This is a genomic window from Bacillus sp. ok061 (genome assembly GCF_900108285.1).
GTDB classification, from domain to species: domain Bacteria; phylum Bacillota; class Bacilli; order Bacillales; family Bacillaceae_G; genus Bacillus_A; species Bacillus_A thuringiensis_S.
This window is the reverse complement of sequence record NZ_FNUW01000004.1, coordinates 304,102-326,404: the sequence shown is the minus strand read 5'-3', so window position 1 is coordinate 326,404 and position 22,303 is coordinate 304,102. Positions and strand designations below refer to the sequence as shown.

Sequence of the window (22,303 nt, the reverse complement as noted above, 5' to 3'; positions counted from 1 at the left end):
TCATATATGGGAGAAATATAAGGATATCGCTAGAAAAAACAAACTAACAGTTACAGGGAAAAAGTTGTACAAAGTACGCTGTTCAACTATAGAGCGAAGCTTTGCGGACGCCAAAGAACTACATGGCTATCGATATGCTCGATTTCGGGGGCTGAAGTCTGTCCAAATGCAGGCTTATCTCACCGCAACTTGTCAAAACATGAAAAAAATAGCCCTCCATCTGACCAAAAAAGGTCTGGTGGAGGGCTATTTTTTTGAAACTCTATTATTTTATGTTGTTTTTATTCGCTAAAATCAAAATGATTCCAGAGTGTGGGGAACCCTAAAGGGTTTCCCAACACTCTGAAAGAGGAAGGGATAGCCCTTCCTCTTCATTCATCGTTGTCTTGTAAACGACGTTTTTTAATAAAATAACTAACGGAGTAAGAAACTAAAAAGCATATGAGGAAAACACTACCTGTTAGAATAGCTTCAAATAGAGGTCTTTCAGGACTGAAAATGATATAAATAATAGTAATAATAATTCCAATAAGAAGAGAGCGTAAAACAAGCTTGTAATAAGGGGTTAATTTTATTTCCTTTTCGCCTTCTTCTACATCGATTGAAACACTTAACTGTAAATAAGCAAGTAAAATACTCGTAAGCATAAATAATAGCCATAATGGAGATTTCGTAATTTGATCAGTTCCTTCAGTGAATCCGATATAGCCTAAAATTCCAACTATCCCAATGTATTGAAAAAGAAAGGCAATACGTATGTTTTTTAACGTTTGAAGAATGAGACGTTCATCCTTTATTTTTTTCACAATATTCATCCCCTGCTTATTATGATTTCGCTTTTACATTAATTGTAACATATATATTACAATTATCAATTTATAATTTACATAAAATAATTTGGATGAAAGAGGAAATAAGATATTTTTATAAACATGTTGCACTTATACTTTATTAATGTTATATTAGCAAAGCGATGAGCTAATTTACGTAAGACGAGAGATATGCTTAAGTGCTAAACACGCGAATGTGGTCGCCTGGTCTCTCGCCGTAAACGCATCAAGACGCCTGCTTTGCAGGCGTCTTTCATTTTATATAAAAGTAAATGATACATGCAGATGAGGTAAATCCCTATCTGCATTTTTTATTTTTTCGAAAGAAATGTAATATGGATAAAACCCCCATTTCCGGAAAAACTACTAATGAAAGTTTGATTTTGCCTAGAAGAGGTGAACGGAAATGAAATGGATACTGATTGCGATGCAAGCTTTCGTTATGATGTTTTGTTTCGTTTATGAAACGAATGTGAAGGCGGAAGGGCCAGTACCAGAAGTAACGAAAAAAGAACCCGAAGTTACAATTTTATTAGAGCGTATGTATGTTGATGGAGAAGTAAGTGAGGAAATACTTACAGAAAAAGTGGTGGATTTAGAAAAGTTTTTACAGCAGTATAAAGAATGGCAGCTCGTTGATCGTGATGATGTACAAATTGTATTGCAAAAGAAAGTTGATGATATTTCTCCGTTATTGAAAACGAGCGGTTATTTTGGCGTGTCAGAGGAAGGGATATTACAAATTTTCAAAGGTGTACCGAAAAGTGATAATGCGATTCATTCCTTCTTCCAAATTGATATGAAAAAGCTTGAGAGTTATGAGCGTGCGAAATTGAAGCGTGGTATTCGGATTAAATCAAAAGAAGGTTTTGTAAAAACGATTGAAAAAATGAAGCAATACGCAGTGCAAAATAAGAAAAAAAGCAGCTCATGGTGAGCTGCTTTTTCTTACTTATTCTTAGCTAAAATTTCTTTTGCGATTTCATCGATTAGCATATCTTTTCCGATTGGATTGAATGCTTTCGTATTGAAGATTTCATTTGATACTTCATATACGTGATTGTTTTTAACCGCTTTATTGTCTTTCCAAACAGCACTGTTTTTGTAGTCTTCGTAAACTTTATCAGCTTCGCCGCCGAAGTTTACAATAAACATTTGGTCAGGCTGGAATGCAACTAGACCTTCTAATGATACTTGCGCCATCGTTTGTTTTAAATCCGTACCTTTTGTTGCTGGAAGCTTTAAGTCATTAAAGATGATGTCACCGTATCCGAAGCTGCCGTATACGCGGAAGTTTTGTGGTGTAACTGCAACGAACATAAAGTTCTCATCTTTTGTTTTGTCTTTAATTTTTTTAGATAAAGAGTCTGCTTTCTTATCGTAGTCTGCAATCCATTTGTCTGCTTTCTTCTCTTCGTCAAATAGCTTACCTACTTCTTTAAATTTACCACGCCAGTCTTCTAAGTTTGTTTCTAGAACAACTGTAGGTGCAACCTTTTCTAGTTGATCATAAATTTTTAATTGACGGTTGTTTAAAATAATTAAGTCTGGTTTTAAAGCAGTAACAGCTTCTAAATCAACTTTAGGTGCCCAGTACCAGCCTACTGCTTTTACTCCATCTAACTTATCTGTTAAGTGATTTTGGATTTTATCTTTATATGTATTTGCTGTACCAACAGGTTTGTGTCCAAGAAGTAATAGTTCTTCTGTTGATCCAGATAAGTCAACAATTCTCTTTGGATTTACTGGAATTGTTGCTTCACCTTTAGCATGTTTTACAACTTTAGTTTTCGGTTGTTCTTTTGCTTTCGATTCTTCTTTTTGAGAAGAGCAGCCAACGATAGAAAGAACAACAAGCATAATAGTAAATAAAATAAATAGCTTACGTTTCATCCTGATGTAACCCCTTTAATTAGTATTGATAATCATTATCGACCTCTGTATATTAAGGTGCTTTAACCTTTCTGTCAATGGAAAATAACAGAAGTTTCAAGTGGAGAACATTTGTTGGGGCAGTCTCGCTTTTCTATCATTAAATATGTTAAAATGGAATACATGATTTAAGAGGGAGAGATCGTATTTTGTTTGAATATGTTACAGGTTACGTGGAGTATGTAGGGCCGGAATATGTCGTAATTGATCATAATGGAATTGGTTATCAAATTTTCACACCGAATCCGTATGTATTTCAAAGAAGTAAGCAAGAAATCCGTGTCTATACATATCATTATGTGAGAGAAGATATTATGGCACTTTACGGGTTTAAAACACGTGAAGAGCGTTTATTATTTACAAAGTTGTTAGGCGTGTCTGGCATTGGACCAAAAGGCGCTCTTGCAATTTTAGCTTCTGGTCAAACAGGACAGGTCGTTCAAGCGGTTGAGCATGAAGATGAGAAGTTTTTAGTGAAATTCCCAGGCGTCGGAAAGAAAACAGCACGCCAAATGATTTTAGATTTAAAAGGAAAACTAGCAGATGTCGTACCAGATGCATTTGTTGATTTATTCTCAGACACAGAACGTTTTGATGAGAAGAAAGGTTCATCAGCTGAGCTTGATGAGGCACTGGAAGCTCTGCGCGCACTTGGATACGCAGAACGCGAAGTTTCTCGCGTTGTACCAGAGTTATTAAAAGAATCATTAACGACGGATCAGTATATTAAAAAGGCACTTAGTCTTTTACTAAATGGTAAGAGGTGAGTATAATGGACGAACGTCTCCTTTCAGGGGAATCTGCATATGAAGATTCGGATTTAGAATATTCATTACGGCCACAGACGCTCCGTCAGTATATTGGCCAAGATAAAGCGAAACATAATTTAGAAGTATTTATTGAAGCGGCGAAAATGCGTGAAGAAACGTTAGATCATGTGCTTTTATATGGACCACCAGGTCTTGGTAAAACGACGCTTGCAAATATTATTGCAAATGAGATGGGCGTTAATGTTAGAACAACTTCAGGTCCGGCAATTGAAAGACCAGGAGATTTAGCTGCTGTATTAACAGCGCTTCAGCCAGGAGATGTATTATTTATTGATGAAATTCATCGTTTGCATAGATCAATTGAAGAAGTATTGTATCCTGCAATGGAAGACTTTTGCCTTGATATCGTAATTGGAAAAGGGCCTTCAGCACGTTCTGTACGGCTAGATTTACCGCCATTTACACTAGTTGGAGCAACGACCCGCGCCGGAGCATTATCGGCACCGCTTCGGGACCGATTCGGTGTACTTTCAAGGTTAGAGTATTACACAGTAGATCAGCTTTCTGCGATTGTTGAACGTACAGCAGAAGTATTCGAAGTTGAAATTGATTCGTTAGCTGCACTAGAAATTGCAAGGCGTGCTCGTGGTACACCTCGTATTGCAAATCGTCTTTTAAGACGTGTACGTGATTTCGCGCAAGTTCGTGGTAACGGAACGGTTACGATGGAAATTACACAAATGGCATTAGAGCTACTGCAAGTAGATAAATTAGGTTTAGATCATATTGATCATAAATTACTGCTTGGTATTATTGAGAAATTCCGTGGTGGTCCAGTTGGATTAGAAACGGTTTCAGCAACAATTGGAGAAGAATCTCATACGATTGAAGATGTGTATGAGCCGTATTTATTACAAATTGGCTTTTTACAACGAACGCCAAGGGGCCGAATTGTAACGCCGCTTGCGTATGAACATTTCGGAATGGAGATACCAAAAGTATGACGGAGATGCCAAAGCTACTTATTACAGCGGGGATCTTACTCATTGTTGTTGGATTAGCTTGGAAGTTCATTGGAAGGCTTCCAGGCGATATTTTTGTGAAAAAAGGAAACGTTACCTTTTATTTTCCTATCATTACATGTATTGTGTTAAGTATTGTATTATCTTTTATTATGTATATAATAAATCGATTCAAATAAGAAATAGGTGGATATAGCTATGGATATAAATCTGTTTGATTTTCATTTACCAGAAGAACTTATTGCACAAGTCCCGTTAGAAGATCGTGAAACATCAAGATTAATGGTGTTAGACCGTGAAACAGGTGATATTGAGCATAAACATTTTACGGACATTCTTTCCTACTTACATAAGGGGGATTGCTTAGTTTTAAATGAAACGAAAGTTATGCCTGCTCGTTTGCATGGTGTGAAAGAAGATACAGGCGCACACATTGAAGTACTTCTTTTAAAACAAGAAGAGGGCGATAAGTGGGAAACGCTTGTAAAGCCAGCGAAACGTGTAAAAGAAGGAACTGTTATCTCTTTTGGCGAAGGAAAATTAAAAGCAACTTGCACAGGAACTGCAGATCAAGGTGGACGTCAGCTTGAATTTTCATATGACGGCATCTTCTATGAAATTTTAGATGAACTTGGGGAAATGCCACTTCCTCCATATATTAAAGAGACGCTAGAAGATCGCGATCGCTATCAAACAGTATATGCGAAAGAAATCGGTTCAGCAGCAGCGCCGACTGCGGGACTTCACTTTACAGAAGAGTTACTTGAGAAGTTAAAGCAAAAAGGCGTTCAGTTAGCATTCATTACACTTCACGTAGGACTTGGAACATTTAGACCAGTTTCTGCAGACACGATTGAAGAACACCATATGCACGCAGAATATTACCATATGTCTGAAGAGACAGCAGCATTATTAAATCGTGTGAAAGAGAATGGTGGACGTATTATTACTGTAGGTACGACATCAACTCGTACGTTAGAAACAATTGCAACAGATCATGACGGTAAGCTTTGCGCCGCTTCTGGATGGACAGATATTTTCATGTATCCGGGATATGAATTTAAAGCAATTGATGGTTTAATTACAAACTTCCACTTGCCGAAATCAACATTAATCATGCTTGTAAGTGCATTTGCAAATAGAGATAATGTACTTCATGCTTACAATGAAGCAGTAAAAGAAAAATATCGTTTCTTTAGCTTCGGTGATGCAATGTTCGTTGCATCTCACGCTAAAATGAGAAACAAATAAAAGGAGTAAGTTATGACAGCAATTCGTTATGAATTTATTAAGACATGTAAACAAACGGGTGCCCGTTTAGGTCGTGTGCATACACCGCACGGTTCATTTGATACACCAACATTTATGCCAGTTGGTACACTTGCGACAGTTAAGACAATGTCACCAGAAGAATTAAAAGCAATGGATTCTGGCATTATTTTAAGTAATACGTATCATTTATGGCTACGTCCAGGTCATGAAATTATTCGTGAAGCAGGCGGCTTGCATAAATTTATGAACTGGGATCGTGCAATCTTAACAGACTCTGGTGGTTTCCAAGTATTCAGTTTAAGTGACTTCCGTCGTATTGAAGAGGAAGGCGTTCACTTCCGTAATCACTTAAATGGAGATAAATTATTCTTATCACCAGAAAAAGCGATGGAAATCCAAAATGCATTAGGTTCAGATATTATGATGGCATTTGATGAGTGTCCACCATTCCCGGCTACTTTTGAGTATATGAAGAAATCTGTAGAGCGTACAAGCCGCTGGGCAGAACGTTGCTTAAAAGCGCATGAACGTCCGCAAGATCAAGGTTTATTCGGTATTGTACAGGGTGGAGAGTACGAAGAGCTTCGTCGTCAAAGTGCTAAAGACCTTGTTTCAATGGACTTCCCTGGTTACGCTGTAGGTGGTTTATCTGTTGGTGAACCGAAAGATATTATGAACCGCGTGCTTGAGTTTACAACACCACTTCTTCCAGATAATAAGCCTCGTTACTTAATGGGTGTAGGTTCTCCTGACTCGTTAATCGATGGCGCAATTCGTGGTATTGATATGTTTGACTGCGTACTTCCAACTCGTATTGCTCGAAATGGTACATGTATGACAAGTGAAGGTCGCCTCGTTGTAAAAAATGCGAAATTCGCAAGAGACTTCGGTCCGCTTGACCCAAACTGTGATTGCTACACATGTAAAAATTACTCTCGTGCGTACATTCGTCACTTGATGAAATGTGATGAAACGTTCGGAATTCGTTTAACGTCTTATCACAATCTTCATTTTCTGTTAAACTTAATGGAGCAGGTGAGACAAGCTATTCGTGAAGACCGTCTTGGCGATTTCCGCGAAGAGTTCTTTGAACAGTATGGCTTTAATAAACCGAATGCTAAAAACTTCTAATACATAATTTAAAAGGAGGAACAAAAAATGAATGCAGGTATGATGAATATCGTTATGATTGTTGCGATGTTTGCGATTTTCTATTTCTTATTAATTCGCCCGCAACAAAAGCGTCAAAAAGCAGTTGCTCAAATGCAAAACGAATTAGCAAAAGGTGATGCTATCATAACAATTGGTGGCTTACACGGTACAATCGAATCAGTAGATGACACGAAAATTGTTATTAAATCTGGTGGTTCACACTTAACTTTCGATCGCAATGCGATTCGTGAAGTTGTGAAAAACTAATGTGGAAGGCCCTGCATGAAATGTGCAGGGCCTTTTTTAGTTACTTTGCTTTGATATATTTACACCGAAAATACCACCGAGTGTACTCGCACCCATTAATGCTAATTGATAAAGTAATTGTGAGTTCGATAAAGTTTGAGAAAAGCCTAAATAGTTAACTAGAAAAACGAGTATAGTGAACGTGAGACCTGTTGTGAGACCTACTAGCCACCCTTTCCCCTGTGCTTTTTTTCCAGCAATAAAACCAGACATAAGCATAGATAAAAGAGCGAGTATAAAAATAGTAACGGCTAATGTCCCTTCGTTTATATTCGTAAACTTTAATAAAAGAGCCATAATCATGCTAGTAAGAGATGCGAGAATTAATAGTGTAGTAATACCGAATCCGATTGCAGTGGATAATTTTTTCGTTCCATCCATTTATACATTCCCCCTTTTTAATACAAGCATATTTTCCTTTTGTCTAAGTTAGACTAGTTTCTTTTTTATAGGGGAGTCTATACGTAAAAAAGGAGATGTAGAAATGGAATGGATATCAATAATTGGACGGACAATGCTTTTGTATATCATCATCTTAATTATTTTTCGTCTTATGGGTAAACGTGAGATAGGAGAGCTAAGTGTATTAGATTTAGTCGTATTTATTATGCTTGGAGAAATGGCTGTAGTAGCAATTGAAAATACCGATAAATCACTTTGGCATCAATTAGTTCCGATGACTTTTCTGATGTGCATCCAAATTATTTTGTCAGTCATTTCCCTAAAGTATCAACGCTTTCGGCATTTAATAGAAGGTGAGCCGGCTATTCTTGTAAACGCGGGAAAGATTGATGAAAAGAAGATGAGAAAGCAACGTTATAATATAGATGATTTAATGATGCAATTAAGGGAGCAAGGAGTTGGAGATATTCGGGATGTAGAATATGCTATTTTGGAACCGTCTGGGAAGTTATCGGTCTTTCAAAAACAAAAAAATAAACAAGATGTATTGCAGTTTACTCTTCCTCTTATTATTGATGGAGAAATTCAATCTAGTCATTTACAAATGATTGAACATACAGATGAATGGCTTATTGAGAAATTAAAAAACTTAGGTTATAACGATGTAACACAAATTTTATACTGTAGTTTTCAAAACGGAAAATTTTTTGTTGATGTAAAAGAAAATTAGAGATTTATCCTTTGAAAGAGTAAGAATGATTAGTTTAACTAATAATCAGTGGAGATTACCCCACTGATTAAAGTTTCAACTTATTTCAAAAATGAAAGTTTCCGAATGATAGGGAGACGACTTAACTCTTCTTTTCGAATGAGTTTGAAAGTGAAGAGAAGTACGATATAAACAATTGTTGTTAAAGTGATTTCCCATAATGTTTGTATGCCAAGGGAATGAGAGAAAATAATATATTTATGAATATAAAAACCGAAGGCGCCTGCGATACCGATGGCAAGTCCGCCGAAAATATAGTCTTTTGCGTAAATGGTAAATGTAATCTTTTTTAAAACAGTAGCGTAGTGAAGAAATGTTACTGTTACAATATTTGCAGCGATAGCGAGAGCAACTCCCATCATTTGAAATTCTGGCCTTGAGGCTAGTACAAAAATAACAATTAATTTCACGATGGCGCCAATAAATGTATTCATCATTGCAGCTCTTGCTAAGTTTAAAGCTTGCAAAACAGAGGTCAGTGGACTTTGGAAATAATGAAATAAAAAGCAAGGTGCAAGAAGTTGAATGAATGCTGTTGCGCTGTCTGATCCGTACATAAGAGTTAAAACAGGAGAAGCGAATACATATAATATAACGACAGACCATCCGCCGGTAATTAATGAAATTCGAAGTGCTTGTTGTAAGCGGTGCTCCACTAATTTATGTTGTCTTTTTGCCATCGCTTCACTAATAGAAGGGACGAGCGCTGTAGAAAGAGCGTATGTAATAAAGGCGGGTAGTGATAGAAGCGGGAATGCATAACCGTTTAACATGCCGTATTGCTGGGTTGCAACAGAAGCAGCGACACCAGCGATTGCTAAGCTTTGCATAACGACAATAGGTTCAAAAAAATATGAAACGGAGCCGATTAAACGACTTCCTGTAGTGGGAAGAGCTATATCCATAAGGGAATAAAATGTTCCTTTGCTCTCTTTTACAGTAGTGAAAAATCCAGAGCGTATTGATAAATGTTTTTCGTGCTGAAATAACGTGAGTAAAAATAGTAAGGATGCAACTTCACCGAGAACAGCTGATAACATAGCACCGGCTGCAGCATATTCTACGCCGTAAGGTAAAAATAATTGAATGCATATAGCGATAATGGTAATGCGGACAACTTGTTCTAGAACTTGTGCATAAGCGCTAGGTTTCATATTTTGTTTCCCTTGAAAGTAACCGCGCAAAACAGAAGAAATAGCAATAACAGGAACGACGGGCAAAATGGCTATTAATGGATAGTACGTTCTTTCGTCGGTTAATAATGTTTTTGCTAAAATAGGTGTGAGGAACATAATTCCGATTGTTAATATGATACTAATAACGGATGTAACAGCTAGTGATACAGTTAATATTTTTTTAACTCTTTGTTTATCGTTCACAGCTTCCGCTTCTGCTACAAATTTTGCGATTGCGACAGGAAGACCGATTTGTGTTAATGTAATTGCTAAAATGAATGTAGGAACGGCCATCATATAAAGACCAACGCCTTCTTCACCTAAAATACGTGCCATTACTATACGATTGATGAAACCGAGTATTTTTGTAATAAATCCGGCTATCATTAAAATAAATGCGCCTTTTAAAAAGCTTTGTCTCGTCATGTTCTTCTCCTACCTTCTCAAAATCAATGGAATGATTTACAATAATTTATATGCACGTACGAGACAAGAATGACAAGCATTTAAGAGAGTGAACTATGATAGCGCTCTTGAAAGTAGTTATTGCTGTCCATTAGAGCGGGATTAAAGCGACTTTTTCGTGCTGAAATAAGAAGGAGATGTTATAGATGTTAGATAAAGAGGCTTTGGTAGAATCATACCGCGGACAGTTACAAGTCGTTTTAGAAAGTAAAGTAGAAGAGTTTCACATGTTCGGTTACGACCGAGTGACAGATGATGATATTTGGAAGTTTCTCAAAGTGAAAAAGTGGAAAAAGATAGACAGTGATGTTAGATTATATGAATTGGTAAATGATGTATTAAGAGTAAGTGCTAATGAGTATATGACATATTTAACTGTTGAAGCGTACCAAGCGCCACTTTGGTCATTTGATGAGTACGAAAATAAATAACCGACTGCAATTGGTTTGTTCTTCCTTTTGCAGTATAATGATAGGTATTGATAATGAGGAAATAATTATGTCTAAGATCATATATAAAGGGGGTAGTGAAGAGAGAAAATAAATAATGGAAGTGTAGGTATTGTGAAAAGCTTACCGACACAGCTAGTGAGGAGCTAGCAAAATTATAGAAAGGAAGTCTACTAACTAGGCGCATGCACACGTATAAAAGTGAATCGTAAGAGATTTATTTAAAGTGTTAGTAGCAGAAAGAGGGTACATATGGCAAAGCGTGGTACGAGAATTGCCGCCTTTTTCCTCATCGTCTTATTAATCGGTGGAGTAATTGGTGCGGCAGGAAAAGACATAGCAAAAGGAATTAGTCTAGGACTAGACCTTCGCGGTGGTTTTGAAATTCTGTATGAAGTAAAACCAGCCAAAAAAGGTGATAAAATCGATCGAGACGTACTTGTAAGTACAGTAGGTGCTCTTGAAAATCGTGTCAATGTTCTCGGTGTAAGTGAGCCGAACATTCAAATCGAAGGGCAAGATCGAATTCGTGTACAGCTTGCTGGTGTACAAGATCAGCAAAAAGCACGTGAAATGTTATCAACACAAGCGAAATTAACATTCCGTGATGTGGATGATAACCTTCTTATGGATGGAACGGATTTAAAAGGCGGCGGAGCGAAGCAAACATTTGATGAGCAAGGCCGTGCGAGCGTAAGTCTTACACTAAAAAGCGCTGAAAAATTCCGTGAAGTAACTGAAAAGATTTCAAAAATGCCACCACCAACGAATTTAATGGTGATTTGGCTTGACTTTGAAGAAGGAAAAGATTCATATAAAGCAGAATCTGCAAAACCGAATCCGAAGTTCTTATCAGCGGCAACAGTAAGCCAAGTATTTAACCAAGCTGAGGTATCTATTGTAGGTGGAAACTTCACAGTTGAAAGTGCGAAACAACTTTCATCTTTATTAAATGCAGGTGCACTTCCTGTTGATTTAAAAGAAATGTATTCAACATCTGTTGGAGCGAAATTTGGTCAACAAGCGTTAGAGCAAACGATTTTCGCTAGTGCGATTGGTATCGCTCTTATTTTCTTATTTATGCTTGTATTCTACCGTTTACCAGGACTTGTAGCGGTTATTATGTTAGGTCTATACATTTTCGTTACATTACTTGTCTTTAACTGGATGCATGCAGTTCTTACGTTGCCAGGTATTGCGGCGTTAGTGCTCGGGGTAGGTATCGCAGTTGATGCGAATATTATTACGTACGAGAGACTGAAAGAAGAGCTGAAAATTGGTAAGTCCATGATGTCGGCATTTCGTGCTGGTAACCATCGTTCATTAGCAACAATTCTAGATGCAAACGTTACGACTCTTGCAGCAGCTGGTGTATTATTCGTTTATGGTAATAGCTCTGTAAAAGGATTCGCAACAAGTTTAATCGTAAGTATTTTAGTTGGTTTTATTACCAACGTATTCGGTACTCGTTTCTTACTAGGTTTACTTGTAAAGAGCCGTTACTTTGATAAAAAACCAGGATATTTTGGTGTGAAACAAAAGGATATTATTCCATTAACAAAAGGTGTAGTACATCCGCCAACGAGATTTGATCGTATTAACTTCGTAAATATCGGTCATAAATTCCTTATCTTCTCGATTGTAGTTGTGATTGCGGGTGCAATTATCTTACCAATTTTTAAATTGAATCTTGGTATTGACTTTGCAAGTGGTACACGTATTGACTTGCAATCAAAACAAGCCGTTACGGTGTCTGATGTTCATAAAGATTTTAAAGAATTGAACATTGATGTGAAGGAAGAAAATATTGTACCGACTGGAGATGACAATAAAGGTTTCGCAGTTCGTACATTAGGTGTTTTATCAAAAGATGAAATTGCGAAAACAAAAACATTCTTCCACGATAAATATGGTACAGATCCAAACATAAGTACAGTTTCACCGACAATCGGGAAAGAAATTGCACGAAATGCATTTATCGCTGTGCTGATTGCTTCTGCAGTTATCATTTTATACGTAAGTATTCGATTCCGATTTACGTATGCGTTATCTGCAGTGCTTGCGTTACTACATGACGCATTCGTTATGGTTGTTATGTTTAGTATTTTCCAATTGGAGGTAGACTTAACGTTTATCGCTGCAGTACTAACAATCATCGGTTATTCTATTAATGACTCGATTGTTACATTTGATAGAAATCGTGAATTATACAAACAGAAAAAACGAGTACGCGATATAAAAGATCTAGAAGAAATCGTAAATGCAAGTATTCGCCAAACGCTTGGTCGCTCGATTAACACCGTATTAACAGTGTTATTCCCAGTAATTGCACTGCTTATCTTCGGTAGTGAGTCACTACGTAACTTCTCGTTTGCGTTACTTGTTGGATTAATTGTAGGTACGTACTCTTCTGTTTTCGTTGCTTCTCAAATTTGGTTAATGCTTGAAAACCGTCGTTTGAAAAGAGGTAAAAACAAGAAGAAGGTTGAGAAAGTAGAATCTGAACCGCAAGTATAGAAAAGATGATGTCTCTTTATGAGGCATCTCTTTTTTCGTTTGTGGATACAATAAGATAGCAACTTTTTAACGGAAATAATATGGAAGAAAGTGGTGGTGTTATCGCTGTTTTTGTTAAAATAAAAAGATAGGTTAAGAAAAGAAGGGATTTTAATTATGGAAAAAGATGAACGTTTTAAACAGGCCGAGTTTGGTGCTATTGTCGGGATCGTTGGTAATATTATATTAGCAATTGTAAAGGCGGTAATTGGTTATATTGGGAACAGTAAAGCACTGTTAGCAGATGCGGTGCATTCTGCATCAGATGTAATTGGTTCGCTAGCTGTACTTTTTGGATTGCGAGCGGCAAAGCAGCCACCTGATGAAGATCATCCGTATGGTCATGGTAAAGCGGAATCGATTTCAGCGATTATTGTTGCGGTATTATTATTTATTGTGGGACTCGAGATAGCGATTTCGTCTATAAAAGCTTTTTCGCAGGAACTAGAACCACCGAAAGGAATTACGATTTTTGCTGTTGTTCTTTCGATTATCGTGAAAGAAGGAATGTTCCAATATAAATTCCGATTAGGGAAGAGGGTAAATAGTGATGCAATTATTGCAAATGCATATGAGCACCGTTCGGATGTATTTTCTTCAATTGCAGCTTTAATCGGTATTTGTGCAGCTATAATCGGTGGTAAGCTTGGTATAGACTGGCTTGTATACGCTGATCCGATTGCAGGATTAGCTGTTTCACTTCTTGTTGTAAAAATGGCATGGAGCATTGGAGCGGAAGCAATTCATGCAACGCTTGACCATGTTCTTCATGAGGAGGATGTTATTCCGCTTAGAGAAGCAGTTCTTCAAGTAGATGGTGTGAAAAAAATTGGTTCTTTATATGCACGGGAGCATGGTCATTATGTTATTGTCGATATTAAAGTGTCTGTAGATCCATACATTACTGTAGAAGAAGGACACCGCATTGGAAAACATGTGAAAGAAATACTTATGAAACAAGATAATGTACAAAATGTATTCGTACATATAAATCCGTATTCTCCAAATTAAACATTATTAACATTTTAGTATATAGATATTGCATCGTAGTTTGCATTATATTGTCACCCCTTAATCTGTCTTGTATAATGAACAGGTTAAGGGGTGATTTCGTGTTACAACCGAAGACGCGTTGGAAAGAAAAAGAATATAATGACGAGCGAGTGAGTGAATTAGCAAGTAAATTACAGTTATCGCCACTTGTCGTTTCATTATTCCTCGGTAGAGGACTAGATACAGAAGATAAGATTTTAGATTTTTTAAATACAGAAAATCAAGAATTTCATGATCCATTTTTATTAGAAGGAATGGATAGAACGGTAGAACGTGTAAATAAGGCGATTCAAAATGGAGAGCAAATATTAATATTTGGTGATTACGATGCGGACGGAGTAAGTAGTACGACGGTTTTATATCTTGCTCTTCAAGAATTAGGTGCAGAAGTAGAATTTTACATTCCGAATCGTTTTACAGAAGGGTATGGACCGAACGAAGAAGCGTTTCGTTGGGCGCATAGCGCAGGTTTCTCACTGATTATTACTGTCGACACTGGCATCGCAGCAGTACATGAAGCGAATGTAGCGAAGGAGCTTGGAATAGATCTAATTATTACAGATCACCATGAGCCACCGCCAGAATTGCCAGAAGCACTTGCCATTATACATCCGAAATTAGAAGGTGGCGTATATCCGTTTCACTATTTAGCTGGTGTAGGTGTTGCGTTTAAAGTTGCGCATGCACTATTAGGCCGTGTACCAGAACATTTATTAGAGATTGCAGTAATCGGTACAGTAGCCGATTTAGTATCACTTCATGGTGAAAATAGGTTGCTAGTGAAACGCGGTTTAAAACATATGCGTATGACGAAAAATATCGGACTAAAGGCGCTATTTAAAGTTGCTAACGTTTCGCAAAGTGAAATTACAGAAGAGAGTATTGGCTTCTCAATTGCACCGCGTATTAATGCGGTCGGACGTTTAGAAGATGCTACGCCGGCTGTACACCTTTTACTATCAGATGATCCAGAGGAAGCGAAAGAGTTGGCCGAAGAAATTGATGAGCTGAATAAACTGCGAAAAGATATTGTAAAGCAAATTACAGAAGAGGCTATCGCTGAAGTTGAAAATAACTTCCCACCAGAAGAAAACAAAGTATTAGTACTTGCAAAAGAAGGCTGGAACCCAGGGGTAATTGGAATTGTTGCTTCTAAATTAGTTGAACGTTTTTATCGTCCGACGATTGTATTAAGCATCGATCCTATAAAAGAAACAGCAAAAGGCTCAGCGCGTAGTATTGCAGGATTTGATTTGTTTGCAAACTTATCAGATTGTAGAGAGTTATTGCCACACTTCGGAGGGCATCCGATGGCAGCGGGAATGACGCTACATATGAATGATGTAGATGAATTACGTCGGCGCTTAAACGAACAAGCAGATGCAATTTTAACAGAAGAAGATTTTATTCCAATTACAGCAGTTGATGTTTTTTGCAAAGTAGAGGATGTAACGCTAGCGGCAATTGAAGATATGCAAAAACTAGCACCGTTTGGTATTGGAAATCCGAAACCACGTATTGCAGTGAAAGATGCAGAGTTAGAAAGTATTCGCGCAATCGGATCAGATGGTTCTCATTTAAAAATGGCTCTTCGTGATGGACAAGCAACACTGGATACAATTGGATTCGGTTTCGGTGCATATGCGAAAGAAATCTCTCCAGTTGCAAAGGTATCTGTAATAGGGGAAGCCTCCATCAATGAATGGAATAATTTTAAGAAGCCACAACTAATGGTACAAGATATTGCTGTAGAGTCGTGGCAATTATTTGATTGGCGTAGTATGCGTAATGCAGAAGCAAATTTAGCAGAACTTCCGAAAGAAAAAATAACAATGGTGTATTTTTCTGAAGAGGTATTGAATAAATTTTCTTTAGAGGACTATAAAGAAAAGCTTATGCATGCGTCAGAAGTAACGCATTTAGATGATCAATACATCGTGTTACTCGATTTGCCAAAAGGAACAGATGAATTACGTGAGTTATTTAAAGTAGGATTCCCAGCGCGAATTTATACGCTGTTTTATCAAGAGAATAACCATTTATTTAGTACAGTTCCTACGAGAGAACACTTTAAATGGTACTATTCTTTCTTAAACCAAAAAACACCATTTTCTTTAAGACAATATGGAGAACAACTATGTCGTCATAAAGGTTGGTCAAAAGATACAGTAAATTTCATGACACAGGTGTTTTTTGAGTTAGAATTTGTTACAATAAAAGATGGCGTCATTTTTATGGCAGACAAAAAACAAAAGCGTGATTTAATTGAATCGAACACATATCGTGAGAAAATGAACCACTTACAATTAGAAAAAGAATTGGTTTATAGCACATATCAGCAACTATATACATGGTTTGAAACGATTCGTAATCATAAAGAAGTAGAACAGTTAGGGTAAAGGATTTGTATTTACAAACCTTTTAGATCTGAGGAGGATTCAGAAATATGGATTTCAAGCAACATATCGCAATTGTACCGGATTATCCGAAAGAAGGTATTGTGTTCAAAGACATTACACCTTTAATGAATGACGGTAAAGCATACAAAGCAGCAACAGATGCAATCGTTGAGTACGCAAAAGAAAGAGATATCGATGTTGTAGTAGGACCAGAAGCTCGTGGTTTCATTATCGGTTGCCCAGTTTCTTATGCGTTAGAAGTAGGATTTGCACCAGTTCGTAAATTAGGAAAATTACCACGTGAAGTAATTACAGTTGACTACGGTAAAGAATATGGTAAAGATGTTTTAACAATCCATAAAGATGCAATTAAGCCAGGTCAACGCGTATTAATTACAGATGATCTATTAGCTACAGGTGGAACAATCGAAGCGACAATTAAGTTAGTTGAAGAGCTAGGCGGAGTTGTAGCAGGGATTGCATTCTTAGTAGAGCTTACTTACTTAGATGGTCGTAAAATGTTAGATGGTTACGATGTATTAGTATTAGAAAAATACTAATCACTATATAGGTAAAACTACGGTGATAAAAAGTACCCGTGAATCTCTTGGAGAGGAGCGGGTACTTTTGTATAATTGAACAAAAAATCATGGTGAAATGTCAGTAAAATCTTTTCCTTTTCACAATTCACAATCATTGGGTTATAATGATAGAATATAATTTATTCTATTAAATAAAGATAAAGTCAATTTTCAATAAAAGGTGATTCGATGGCAAATGAGCAGGTACTAACAGCTGAACAGGTACTCGAGAAAGCAAGTCAATATTTAGCGGATGAAGATATTGAGCTAGTGGCACGTGCCTATGAATATGCACGTGATGCGCATAGCGAACAATATAGAAAATCGGGTGAACCGTATATTATTCATCCGATTCAAGTTGCAGGTATTTTAGTTGATTTACACATGGATCCAGCTACGGTATCAGCAGGTTTCTTACATGATGTAGTGGAAGATACAGAGATTACGTTAGAAGATATTGAACGGGAATTTAACAAAGAAATTGCTATGCTTGTTGATGGTGTTACAAAGCTTGGGAAAATCAAATATAAATCTCACGAACAACAACAAGCAGAAAACCATCGCAAAATGTTTATTGCAATGGCTCAAGATATTCGAGTTATTTTAATTAAACTAGCTGATCGTCTTCATAACATGCGTACATTGAAACATTTGCCTCAAGAGAAGCAGCGTCGCATAGCGAATGAAACGTTAGAAATCTTTGCACCTTTAGCACATAGACTCGGAATTAGTACTATTAAATGGGAGCTAGAGGATACGTCACTTCGCTATTTAAATCCACAGCAATATTATCGTATTGTAAATTTAATGAAGCGTAAACGTGCAGAACGTGAAGAATACTTAGACGAAGTAATGACTGGTATTCGTGAGAAATTAAAAGAAGTTGCAATTCAACCTGAGATTTCTGGAAGACCGAAACATATTTACAGTATTTATCGTAAAATGGCACTGCAAAATAAGCAGTTCAATGAAATTTACGATTTATTAGCTGTACGTGTTGTTGTAAATAGTATTAAAGATTGTTATGCGGTGCTTGGAATTATTCATACGTGCTGGAAGCCGATGCCAGGTCGTTTTAAAGATTATATTGCAATGCCAAAAGCAAATCTATATCAATCTCTTCATACGACCGTAATTGGACCGAAAGGTGATCCACTTGAAGTGCAAATTCGTACGAAAGAAATGCACGAAATTGCAGAATTCGGGATCGCGGCACACTGGGCGTATAAAGAAGGAAAAACAGCAGAAACAACAGGTACATTAGAGAAGAAACTCACATGGTTCCGTCAAATATTAGAATGGCAAAATGAAGCTTCTAATGCAGAAGAATTTATGGAGTCATTAAAAATTGATTTATTCTCTGACATGGTATTCGTCTTTACACCGAAAGGCGATGTAATGGAATTACCACTTGGATCGGTTCCGATTGATTTCGCGTATCGTGTCCATTCGGAAATTGGGAATAAAACAATTGGTGCAAAAGTAAACGGTAAAATGGTGACGCTGGATTATAAATTAAAAACAGGCGACATCATTGAAATTTTAACGTCGAAACATTCGTATGGCCCAAGTCAAGATTGGGTAAAACTTGCTCAAACATCTCATGCAAAAAATAAAATTCGTCAATTCTTTAAGAAACAACGTAGAGACGAAAATATTGAAAAAGGCCGTGAACTTGTTGAAAAGGAAGTACGTGGTCTAGAGTATGAGATGAAAGAAGTATTAGCGCCTGATAACTTAAAACGCGTCGCTGAGAAATTTAACTTTGCAAATGAAGAAGATATGTTTGCAGCAGTTGGATATAGCGGAATTACAGCTTCGCAAATTGTTACGCGACTAACGGACAAGTTCCGCAAACAACGCGAAGAAGAAGAGATTGTTGAAGTTAAAGAAGTTCGTAAACCGATGAAAATTCGAAAATGGGATTCTGGTGTAAAGGTAAGCGGTGCTGATAATTTATTAATCCGTTTATCGAAATGCTGTAACCCAGTTCCGGGCGATGATATCGTTGGGTATATTACAAAAGGCCGAGGCGTATCGATTCACCGCCGTGATTGTGTAAATGTTCATACAGAAGAAGCTGTAGAACGATTATTAGAAGTAGAGTGGGAAGGTAGCCCTGAAAAAGAAATTGAGTATAACGTTGATATTGAAATTTCAGGTTACGATCGCCGTGGTTTATTAAATGAAGTACTGCAAGCTGTTACAGAGACGAAAACGTACATTTCAGCTGTTTCTGGTAGAAGTGACCGTAATAAGATGGCGACAATTAATATGTCAATCTCAATTCGTAACTTACAACATTTGAAAAAAGTAGTAGAACGCATTAAACGTGTTCCGGAAATTTATGCAGTACGACGCATGATGCATTAATAGGGAGTGTAGAAAGATGAGAGTTGTTTTACAACGATCAAAGAAAGCGTCTGTCACGGTAGACGGTGAGATCGTAGGACAAATTCCGTTCGGTTTAACATTACTAGTTGGCATTACGCACGAAGATACAGAAAAAGATGCAACTTACATTGCGGAAAAAATTGCAAACTTACGTATCTTTGAAGATGAGAGCGGAAAGATGAATCATTCTGTACTTGATGTAGAAGGACAAGTTCTATCTATTTCGCAATTCACATTATACGGAGATTGTCGCAAGGGGAGACGTCCAAACTTTATGGATGCTGCGAAACCTGACTATGCAGAGCGTTTATACGATTTCTTTAATGAAGAAGTTCGCAAACAAGGATTGCATGTAGAAACAGGGAAGTTCGGAGCAATGATGGACGTTTCTTTAATCAATGATGGTCCGGTGACCTTAATTGTAGAAAGTAAATAGTGTTGATAAAAAAGAGAGGATTATATAATCCTCTCTTTTTTATACATTGTTGTATGTTTTGTTCATTTATCATAGGATTAATTTGAAGGGGAATAAAAGGAAAAGAAGGTGTAGTATGCTTCAAGAATTTAATATAGCTTTACGTTTTATGCTAGAGTTATGTATTCTTGGGATTGTTGGATACTGGGGGGTTCGAGTAGGAACAACAACAGCTATAAAAATTACACTTGCTATTATTATTCCGATTGTTGTTGCTGCCATTTGGGGGTTATTTGGAGCTCCACATGCAGAATGGGAAATACAAGGTATATTACATGTATTATTAGAAATTATCGTATTTGGAGTAGGTGTTGCAGCGTTATATCATTTGAAGCATCATATGCTAGCAAGTGGACTGGCTATTGTTATTGTTGTAAATCGAATACTAATGTTTATTTGGAATCAATAGCTGTTTCAGTTATGTATAACTCTCTAATTAATATGGAACAATAAAAAGTAAAACATCTATATTGAATGTGAGGGATATACGTATGCGTATGAATGAAAAAGGGCATTCTGTTACAAATGGTGCAAATCAACTGTTTAACGTAAATTTTCATGATTTTATTTCAAAAGAGCAAAACAATACTTCAATGGAGCTTGCTTCTGAGTTTGGGATTTCTCTTCAAGATGTAAAGCGTCTAAAGAAGCAGATTGAACGCTCTTAGAGTACTTGACAATCCTACTCAACAAACGTATAGTAATTTTATATTTACATATGAATATAACCGTTGATAGAGAAGAGTAAATGAGACACACATGGAAAGAGAAGAAATGTCTTAGGCTGAAAACATTTCTGCATGATGACTGATTGAATGACACTCTAGAGGTTTCAACTTGAACGGCATATATGCTTAGTAGGGATGAACGCACATTTAAGCGTTATTAAAAAAGTGGAAGCATACGTGCTTCAATTAGGGTGGCACCACGGGTATAATACTCTCGTCCCTACTGTTCAAACAGTAGAGGCGGGAGTTTTTTTATTTTTATTAAGATTAAAACAATTTGAGGAGGAACTGAATATGTCTATTCAAATCCCACGCGGAACGCAAGATATTCTTCCAGGCACTGTTGAGTTATGGCAGTATATCGAAGGGCAAGCACGCGAAATTTGCCGTCGTTACAACTATAAAGAAATTCGTACACCAATTTTTGAACACACTGAGCTATTTTTACGTGGTGTTGGTGATACGACAGATATCGTACAAAAAGAAATGTACTCATTCCAAGATCGTGGAGAGCGCAGTTTAACATTACGTCCAGAAGGTACTGCACCTGTTGTACGTTCTTACGTTGAAAACAAAATGTTCGGTGATGCAACACAACCAACGAAATTATACTATATCGGTCAAATGTTCCGTTACGAAAGACCACAAGCAGGTCGCTATCGTCAATTCGTACAATTTGGTATTGAAGCAATCGGTAGTAACGATCCTGCAATTGATGCAGAAGTAATCGCACTTGCTGTAGAGTTTTACCGCGGCATGGGCTTGAAAAATATTAAAGTTGTATTAAACAGTTTAGGTGATGCAGCGAGCCGTCAAGCGCACCGTGATGCGTTAATCGCACACTTTGAGCCACGTATCGGCGAGTTCTGTTCTGACTGTCAATCTCGTTTAGAAAAGAACCCTCTTCGTATTTTAGATTGTAAGAAGGACCGTAACCATGAATTAATGGGAACAGCACCATCTATTACAGAATACTTAAACGAAGATTCAGCAGTATACTACGATAAAGTTCAAGAACTATTAACGATGATGGATGTTCCATTTGAAAAAGATCCGAACTTAGTACGTGGTTTAGACTACTATCAACACACTGTTTTTGAAATTATGAGTGAGGCAGAAGGTTTCGGTGCGATCACTACATTAAGCGGTGGTGGCCGTTATAACGGACTTGTACAAGAAATCGGTGGACCAGAAATGCCAGGTATCGGTTTTGCAATGAGTATTGAACGTTTAATTATGGCGCTAAAAGCTGAAAATATTGAATTACCACTTGAACATAGCATTGATTGTTACGTTGTAGCGCTCGGTGAAAAAGCGAAAGACCATGCTGCAAAAGTTGCGTTCAATCTTCGTAAAGCTGGATTGTCAGTTGAAAAAGATTATTTAGATCGCAAAATGAAAGCACAATTTAAATCAGCAGATCGTCTAAAGGCGAAATTTGTAGCTGTATTAGGAGAAGATGAGCTAGATAAAGGCATCATTAATTTAAAAGATATGGCAACAGGTGAACAAGAAGAAGTAGCGTTAGATGTATTTGCTTCATACGTAGCAGAGAAATTAATATAGGGGGAAC

At 37.1% G+C, this 22,303-nt stretch carries 22 protein-coding genes, 1 pseudogene and 1 other annotated feature; of the genes and pseudogenes, 19 read left to right on the top strand and 4 right to left on the bottom strand.

What is annotated here, in order from left to right:
- Window positions 1–303: pseudogene (locus C4S65_RS08625) on the top strand (transposase); the annotation flags it as partial.
- A 68-nt stretch (window positions 304–371) separates the two neighbouring features.
- On the opposite strand, the gene C4S65_RS08620 reads toward C4S65_RS08625, so the two are convergent.
- Window positions 372–815: a hypothetical protein gene (locus C4S65_RS08620; protein WP_003307870.1), complete on the bottom strand. Its 444-nt coding sequence runs from the start codon at window positions 813–815 to the stop codon at window positions 372–374.
- Between the two features lie 421 nt (window positions 816–1,236).
- Here C4S65_RS08620 and C4S65_RS08615 point away from each other — a divergent pair, with 421 nt between their 5' ends.
- Entirely contained in the window at window positions 1,237–1,767 is a 531-nt protein-coding gene (locus tag C4S65_RS08615) for a BofC C-terminal domain-containing protein (protein ID WP_000871176.1), read from the top strand.
- 11 nt (window positions 1,768–1,778) lie between these two features.
- Here C4S65_RS08615 and C4S65_RS08610 read toward each other — a convergent pair whose 3' ends face one another.
- Window positions 1,779–2,723, bottom strand: a complete 945-nt coding sequence (locus tag C4S65_RS08610; RefSeq protein WP_061666265.1) for an iron-hydroxamate ABC transporter substrate-binding protein — start codon at window positions 2,721–2,723, stop codon at window positions 1,779–1,781.
- 188 nt (window positions 2,724–2,911) lie between these two features.
- On the opposite strand from C4S65_RS08610, the gene ruvA reads away from it, so the two are divergent.
- Genes ruvA through yajC form a run of 6 tightly spaced genes read left to right on the top strand, consistent with a single transcriptional unit; the run spans window position 2,912 to window position 7,245 of the window.
- Window positions 2,912–3,529, top strand: coding sequence for a Holliday junction DNA helicase RuvA (gene ruvA, locus C4S65_RS08605; RefSeq protein WP_000464517.1), 618 nt, complete (start codon window positions 2,912–2,914; stop codon window positions 3,527–3,529).
- A gap of 5 nt (window positions 3,530–3,534) precedes the next feature.
- Window positions 3,535–4,536 (top strand): Holliday junction branch migration DNA helicase RuvB, encoded by a 1,002-nt coding sequence (ruvB, locus tag C4S65_RS08600; RefSeq protein WP_000344464.1) that lies wholly within the window; start codon window positions 3,535–3,537, stop codon window positions 4,534–4,536.
- Window positions 4,533–4,733: a DUF2905 domain-containing protein gene (locus C4S65_RS08595; RefSeq protein ID WP_000138162.1), complete on the top strand. Its 201-nt coding sequence runs from the start codon at window positions 4,533–4,535 to the stop codon at window positions 4,731–4,733. Before ruvB ends, C4S65_RS08595 begins: the two co-directional genes overlap by 4 nt.
- Before the next feature lie 19 nt (window positions 4,734–4,752).
- A complete protein-coding gene (queA, locus tag C4S65_RS08590; protein WP_061666266.1) occupies window positions 4,753–5,805 on the top strand; it encodes a tRNA preQ1(34) S-adenosylmethionine ribosyltransferase-isomerase QueA in 1,053 nt (350 codons plus the stop codon).
- A 12-nt stretch (window positions 5,806–5,817) separates the two neighbouring features.
- The gene (gene tgt, locus C4S65_RS08585) at window positions 5,818–6,957 is read left to right on the top strand and encodes a tRNA guanosine(34) transglycosylase Tgt (RefSeq protein WP_000125365.1); all 1,140 of its coding nucleotides are present in this window, start codon (window positions 5,818–5,820) and stop codon (window positions 6,955–6,957) included.
- Window positions 6,958–6,984: 27 nt separating this feature from the next.
- Window positions 6,985–7,245 (top strand): preprotein translocase subunit YajC, encoded by a 261-nt coding sequence (gene yajC / locus C4S65_RS08580; protein ID WP_000991113.1) that lies wholly within the window; start codon window positions 6,985–6,987, stop codon window positions 7,243–7,245.
- A 36-nt stretch (window positions 7,246–7,281) separates the two neighbouring features.
- On the opposite strand, the gene C4S65_RS08575 is transcribed toward yajC, so the two are convergent.
- A complete protein-coding gene (locus C4S65_RS08575) occupies window positions 7,282–7,665 on the bottom strand; it encodes a TIGR04086 family membrane protein (protein WP_086407261.1) in 384 nt (127 codons plus the stop codon).
- Between the two features lie 103 nt (window positions 7,666–7,768).
- On the opposite strand from C4S65_RS08575, the gene C4S65_RS08570 reads away from it, so the two are divergent.
- Window positions 7,769–8,416 (top strand): DUF421 domain-containing protein, encoded by a 648-nt coding sequence (locus C4S65_RS08570; RefSeq protein WP_086407260.1) that lies wholly within the window; start codon window positions 7,769–7,771, stop codon window positions 8,414–8,416.
- An 80-nt stretch (window positions 8,417–8,496) separates the two neighbouring features.
- Here the strand turns inward: C4S65_RS08570 and spoVB are convergent, their stop codons facing one another.
- Window positions 8,497–10,056 (bottom strand): stage V sporulation protein B, encoded by a 1,560-nt coding sequence (spoVB, locus tag C4S65_RS08565; RefSeq protein WP_086407259.1) that lies wholly within the window; start codon window positions 10,054–10,056, stop codon window positions 8,497–8,499.
- A gap of 185 nt (window positions 10,057–10,241) precedes the next feature.
- On the opposite strand from spoVB, the gene C4S65_RS08560 reads away from it, so the two are divergent.
- The 10 genes from C4S65_RS08560 to hisS all read left to right on the top strand — a co-directional run bounded on the left by C4S65_RS08560 (window position 10,242) and on the right by hisS (window position 22,296).
- A complete protein-coding gene (locus C4S65_RS08560; protein ID WP_000884549.1) occupies window positions 10,242–10,526 on the top strand; it encodes a post-transcriptional regulator in 285 nt (94 codons plus the stop codon).
- 270 nt (window positions 10,527–10,796) lie between these two features.
- A complete protein-coding gene (gene secDF, locus C4S65_RS08555) occupies window positions 10,797–13,061 on the top strand; it encodes a protein translocase subunit SecDF (protein WP_001119082.1) in 2,265 nt (754 codons plus the stop codon).
- A gap of 156 nt (window positions 13,062–13,217) precedes the next feature.
- Window positions 13,218–14,111 carry a cation diffusion facilitator family transporter gene (locus tag C4S65_RS08550; RefSeq protein ID WP_000409737.1) on the top strand — a complete coding sequence of 298 codons (894 nt, stop codon included), beginning with the start codon at window positions 13,218–13,220 and terminating at the stop codon, window positions 14,109–14,111.
- A 101-nt stretch (window positions 14,112–14,212) separates the two neighbouring features.
- Window positions 14,213–16,552: a single-stranded-DNA-specific exonuclease RecJ gene (recJ, locus tag C4S65_RS08545; protein ID WP_086790459.1), complete on the top strand. Its 2,340-nt coding sequence runs from the start codon at window positions 14,213–14,215 to the stop codon at window positions 16,550–16,552.
- 47 nt (window positions 16,553–16,599) lie between these two features.
- Window positions 16,600–17,112 (top strand): adenine phosphoribosyltransferase, encoded by a 513-nt coding sequence (locus tag C4S65_RS08540; protein WP_000346215.1) that lies wholly within the window; start codon window positions 16,600–16,602, stop codon window positions 17,110–17,112.
- Between the two features lie 210 nt (window positions 17,113–17,322).
- A complete protein-coding gene (gene relA, locus C4S65_RS08535; RefSeq protein ID WP_001262795.1) occupies window positions 17,323–19,506 on the top strand; it encodes a GTP diphosphokinase in 2,184 nt (727 codons plus the stop codon).
- A gap of 16 nt (window positions 19,507–19,522) precedes the next feature.
- Window positions 19,523–19,963: a D-tyrosyl-tRNA(Tyr) deacylase gene (locus C4S65_RS08530; protein WP_001266965.1), complete on the top strand. Its 441-nt coding sequence runs from the start codon at window positions 19,523–19,525 to the stop codon at window positions 19,961–19,963.
- A 115-nt stretch (window positions 19,964–20,078) separates the two neighbouring features.
- Window positions 20,079–20,411 carry a YrdB family protein gene (locus C4S65_RS08525; protein WP_000938753.1) on the top strand — a complete coding sequence of 111 codons (333 nt, stop codon included), beginning with the start codon at window positions 20,079–20,081 and terminating at the stop codon, window positions 20,409–20,411.
- An 82-nt stretch (window positions 20,412–20,493) separates the two neighbouring features.
- Entirely contained in the window at window positions 20,494–20,670 is a 177-nt protein-coding gene (locus C4S65_RS34325; protein ID WP_001242605.1) for a hypothetical protein, read from the top strand.
- A gap of 54 nt (window positions 20,671–20,724) precedes the next feature.
- Window positions 20,725–20,955: a binding site (T-box leader), on the top strand.
- A gap of 69 nt (window positions 20,956–21,024) precedes the next feature.
- On the top strand, window positions 21,025–22,296 hold the full coding sequence (gene hisS, locus C4S65_RS08515) for a histidine--tRNA ligase (RefSeq protein ID WP_000027086.1): 1,272 nt from the start codon (window positions 21,025–21,027) through the stop codon (window positions 22,294–22,296).
- Window positions 22,297–22,303 lie beyond the last annotated feature (7 nt).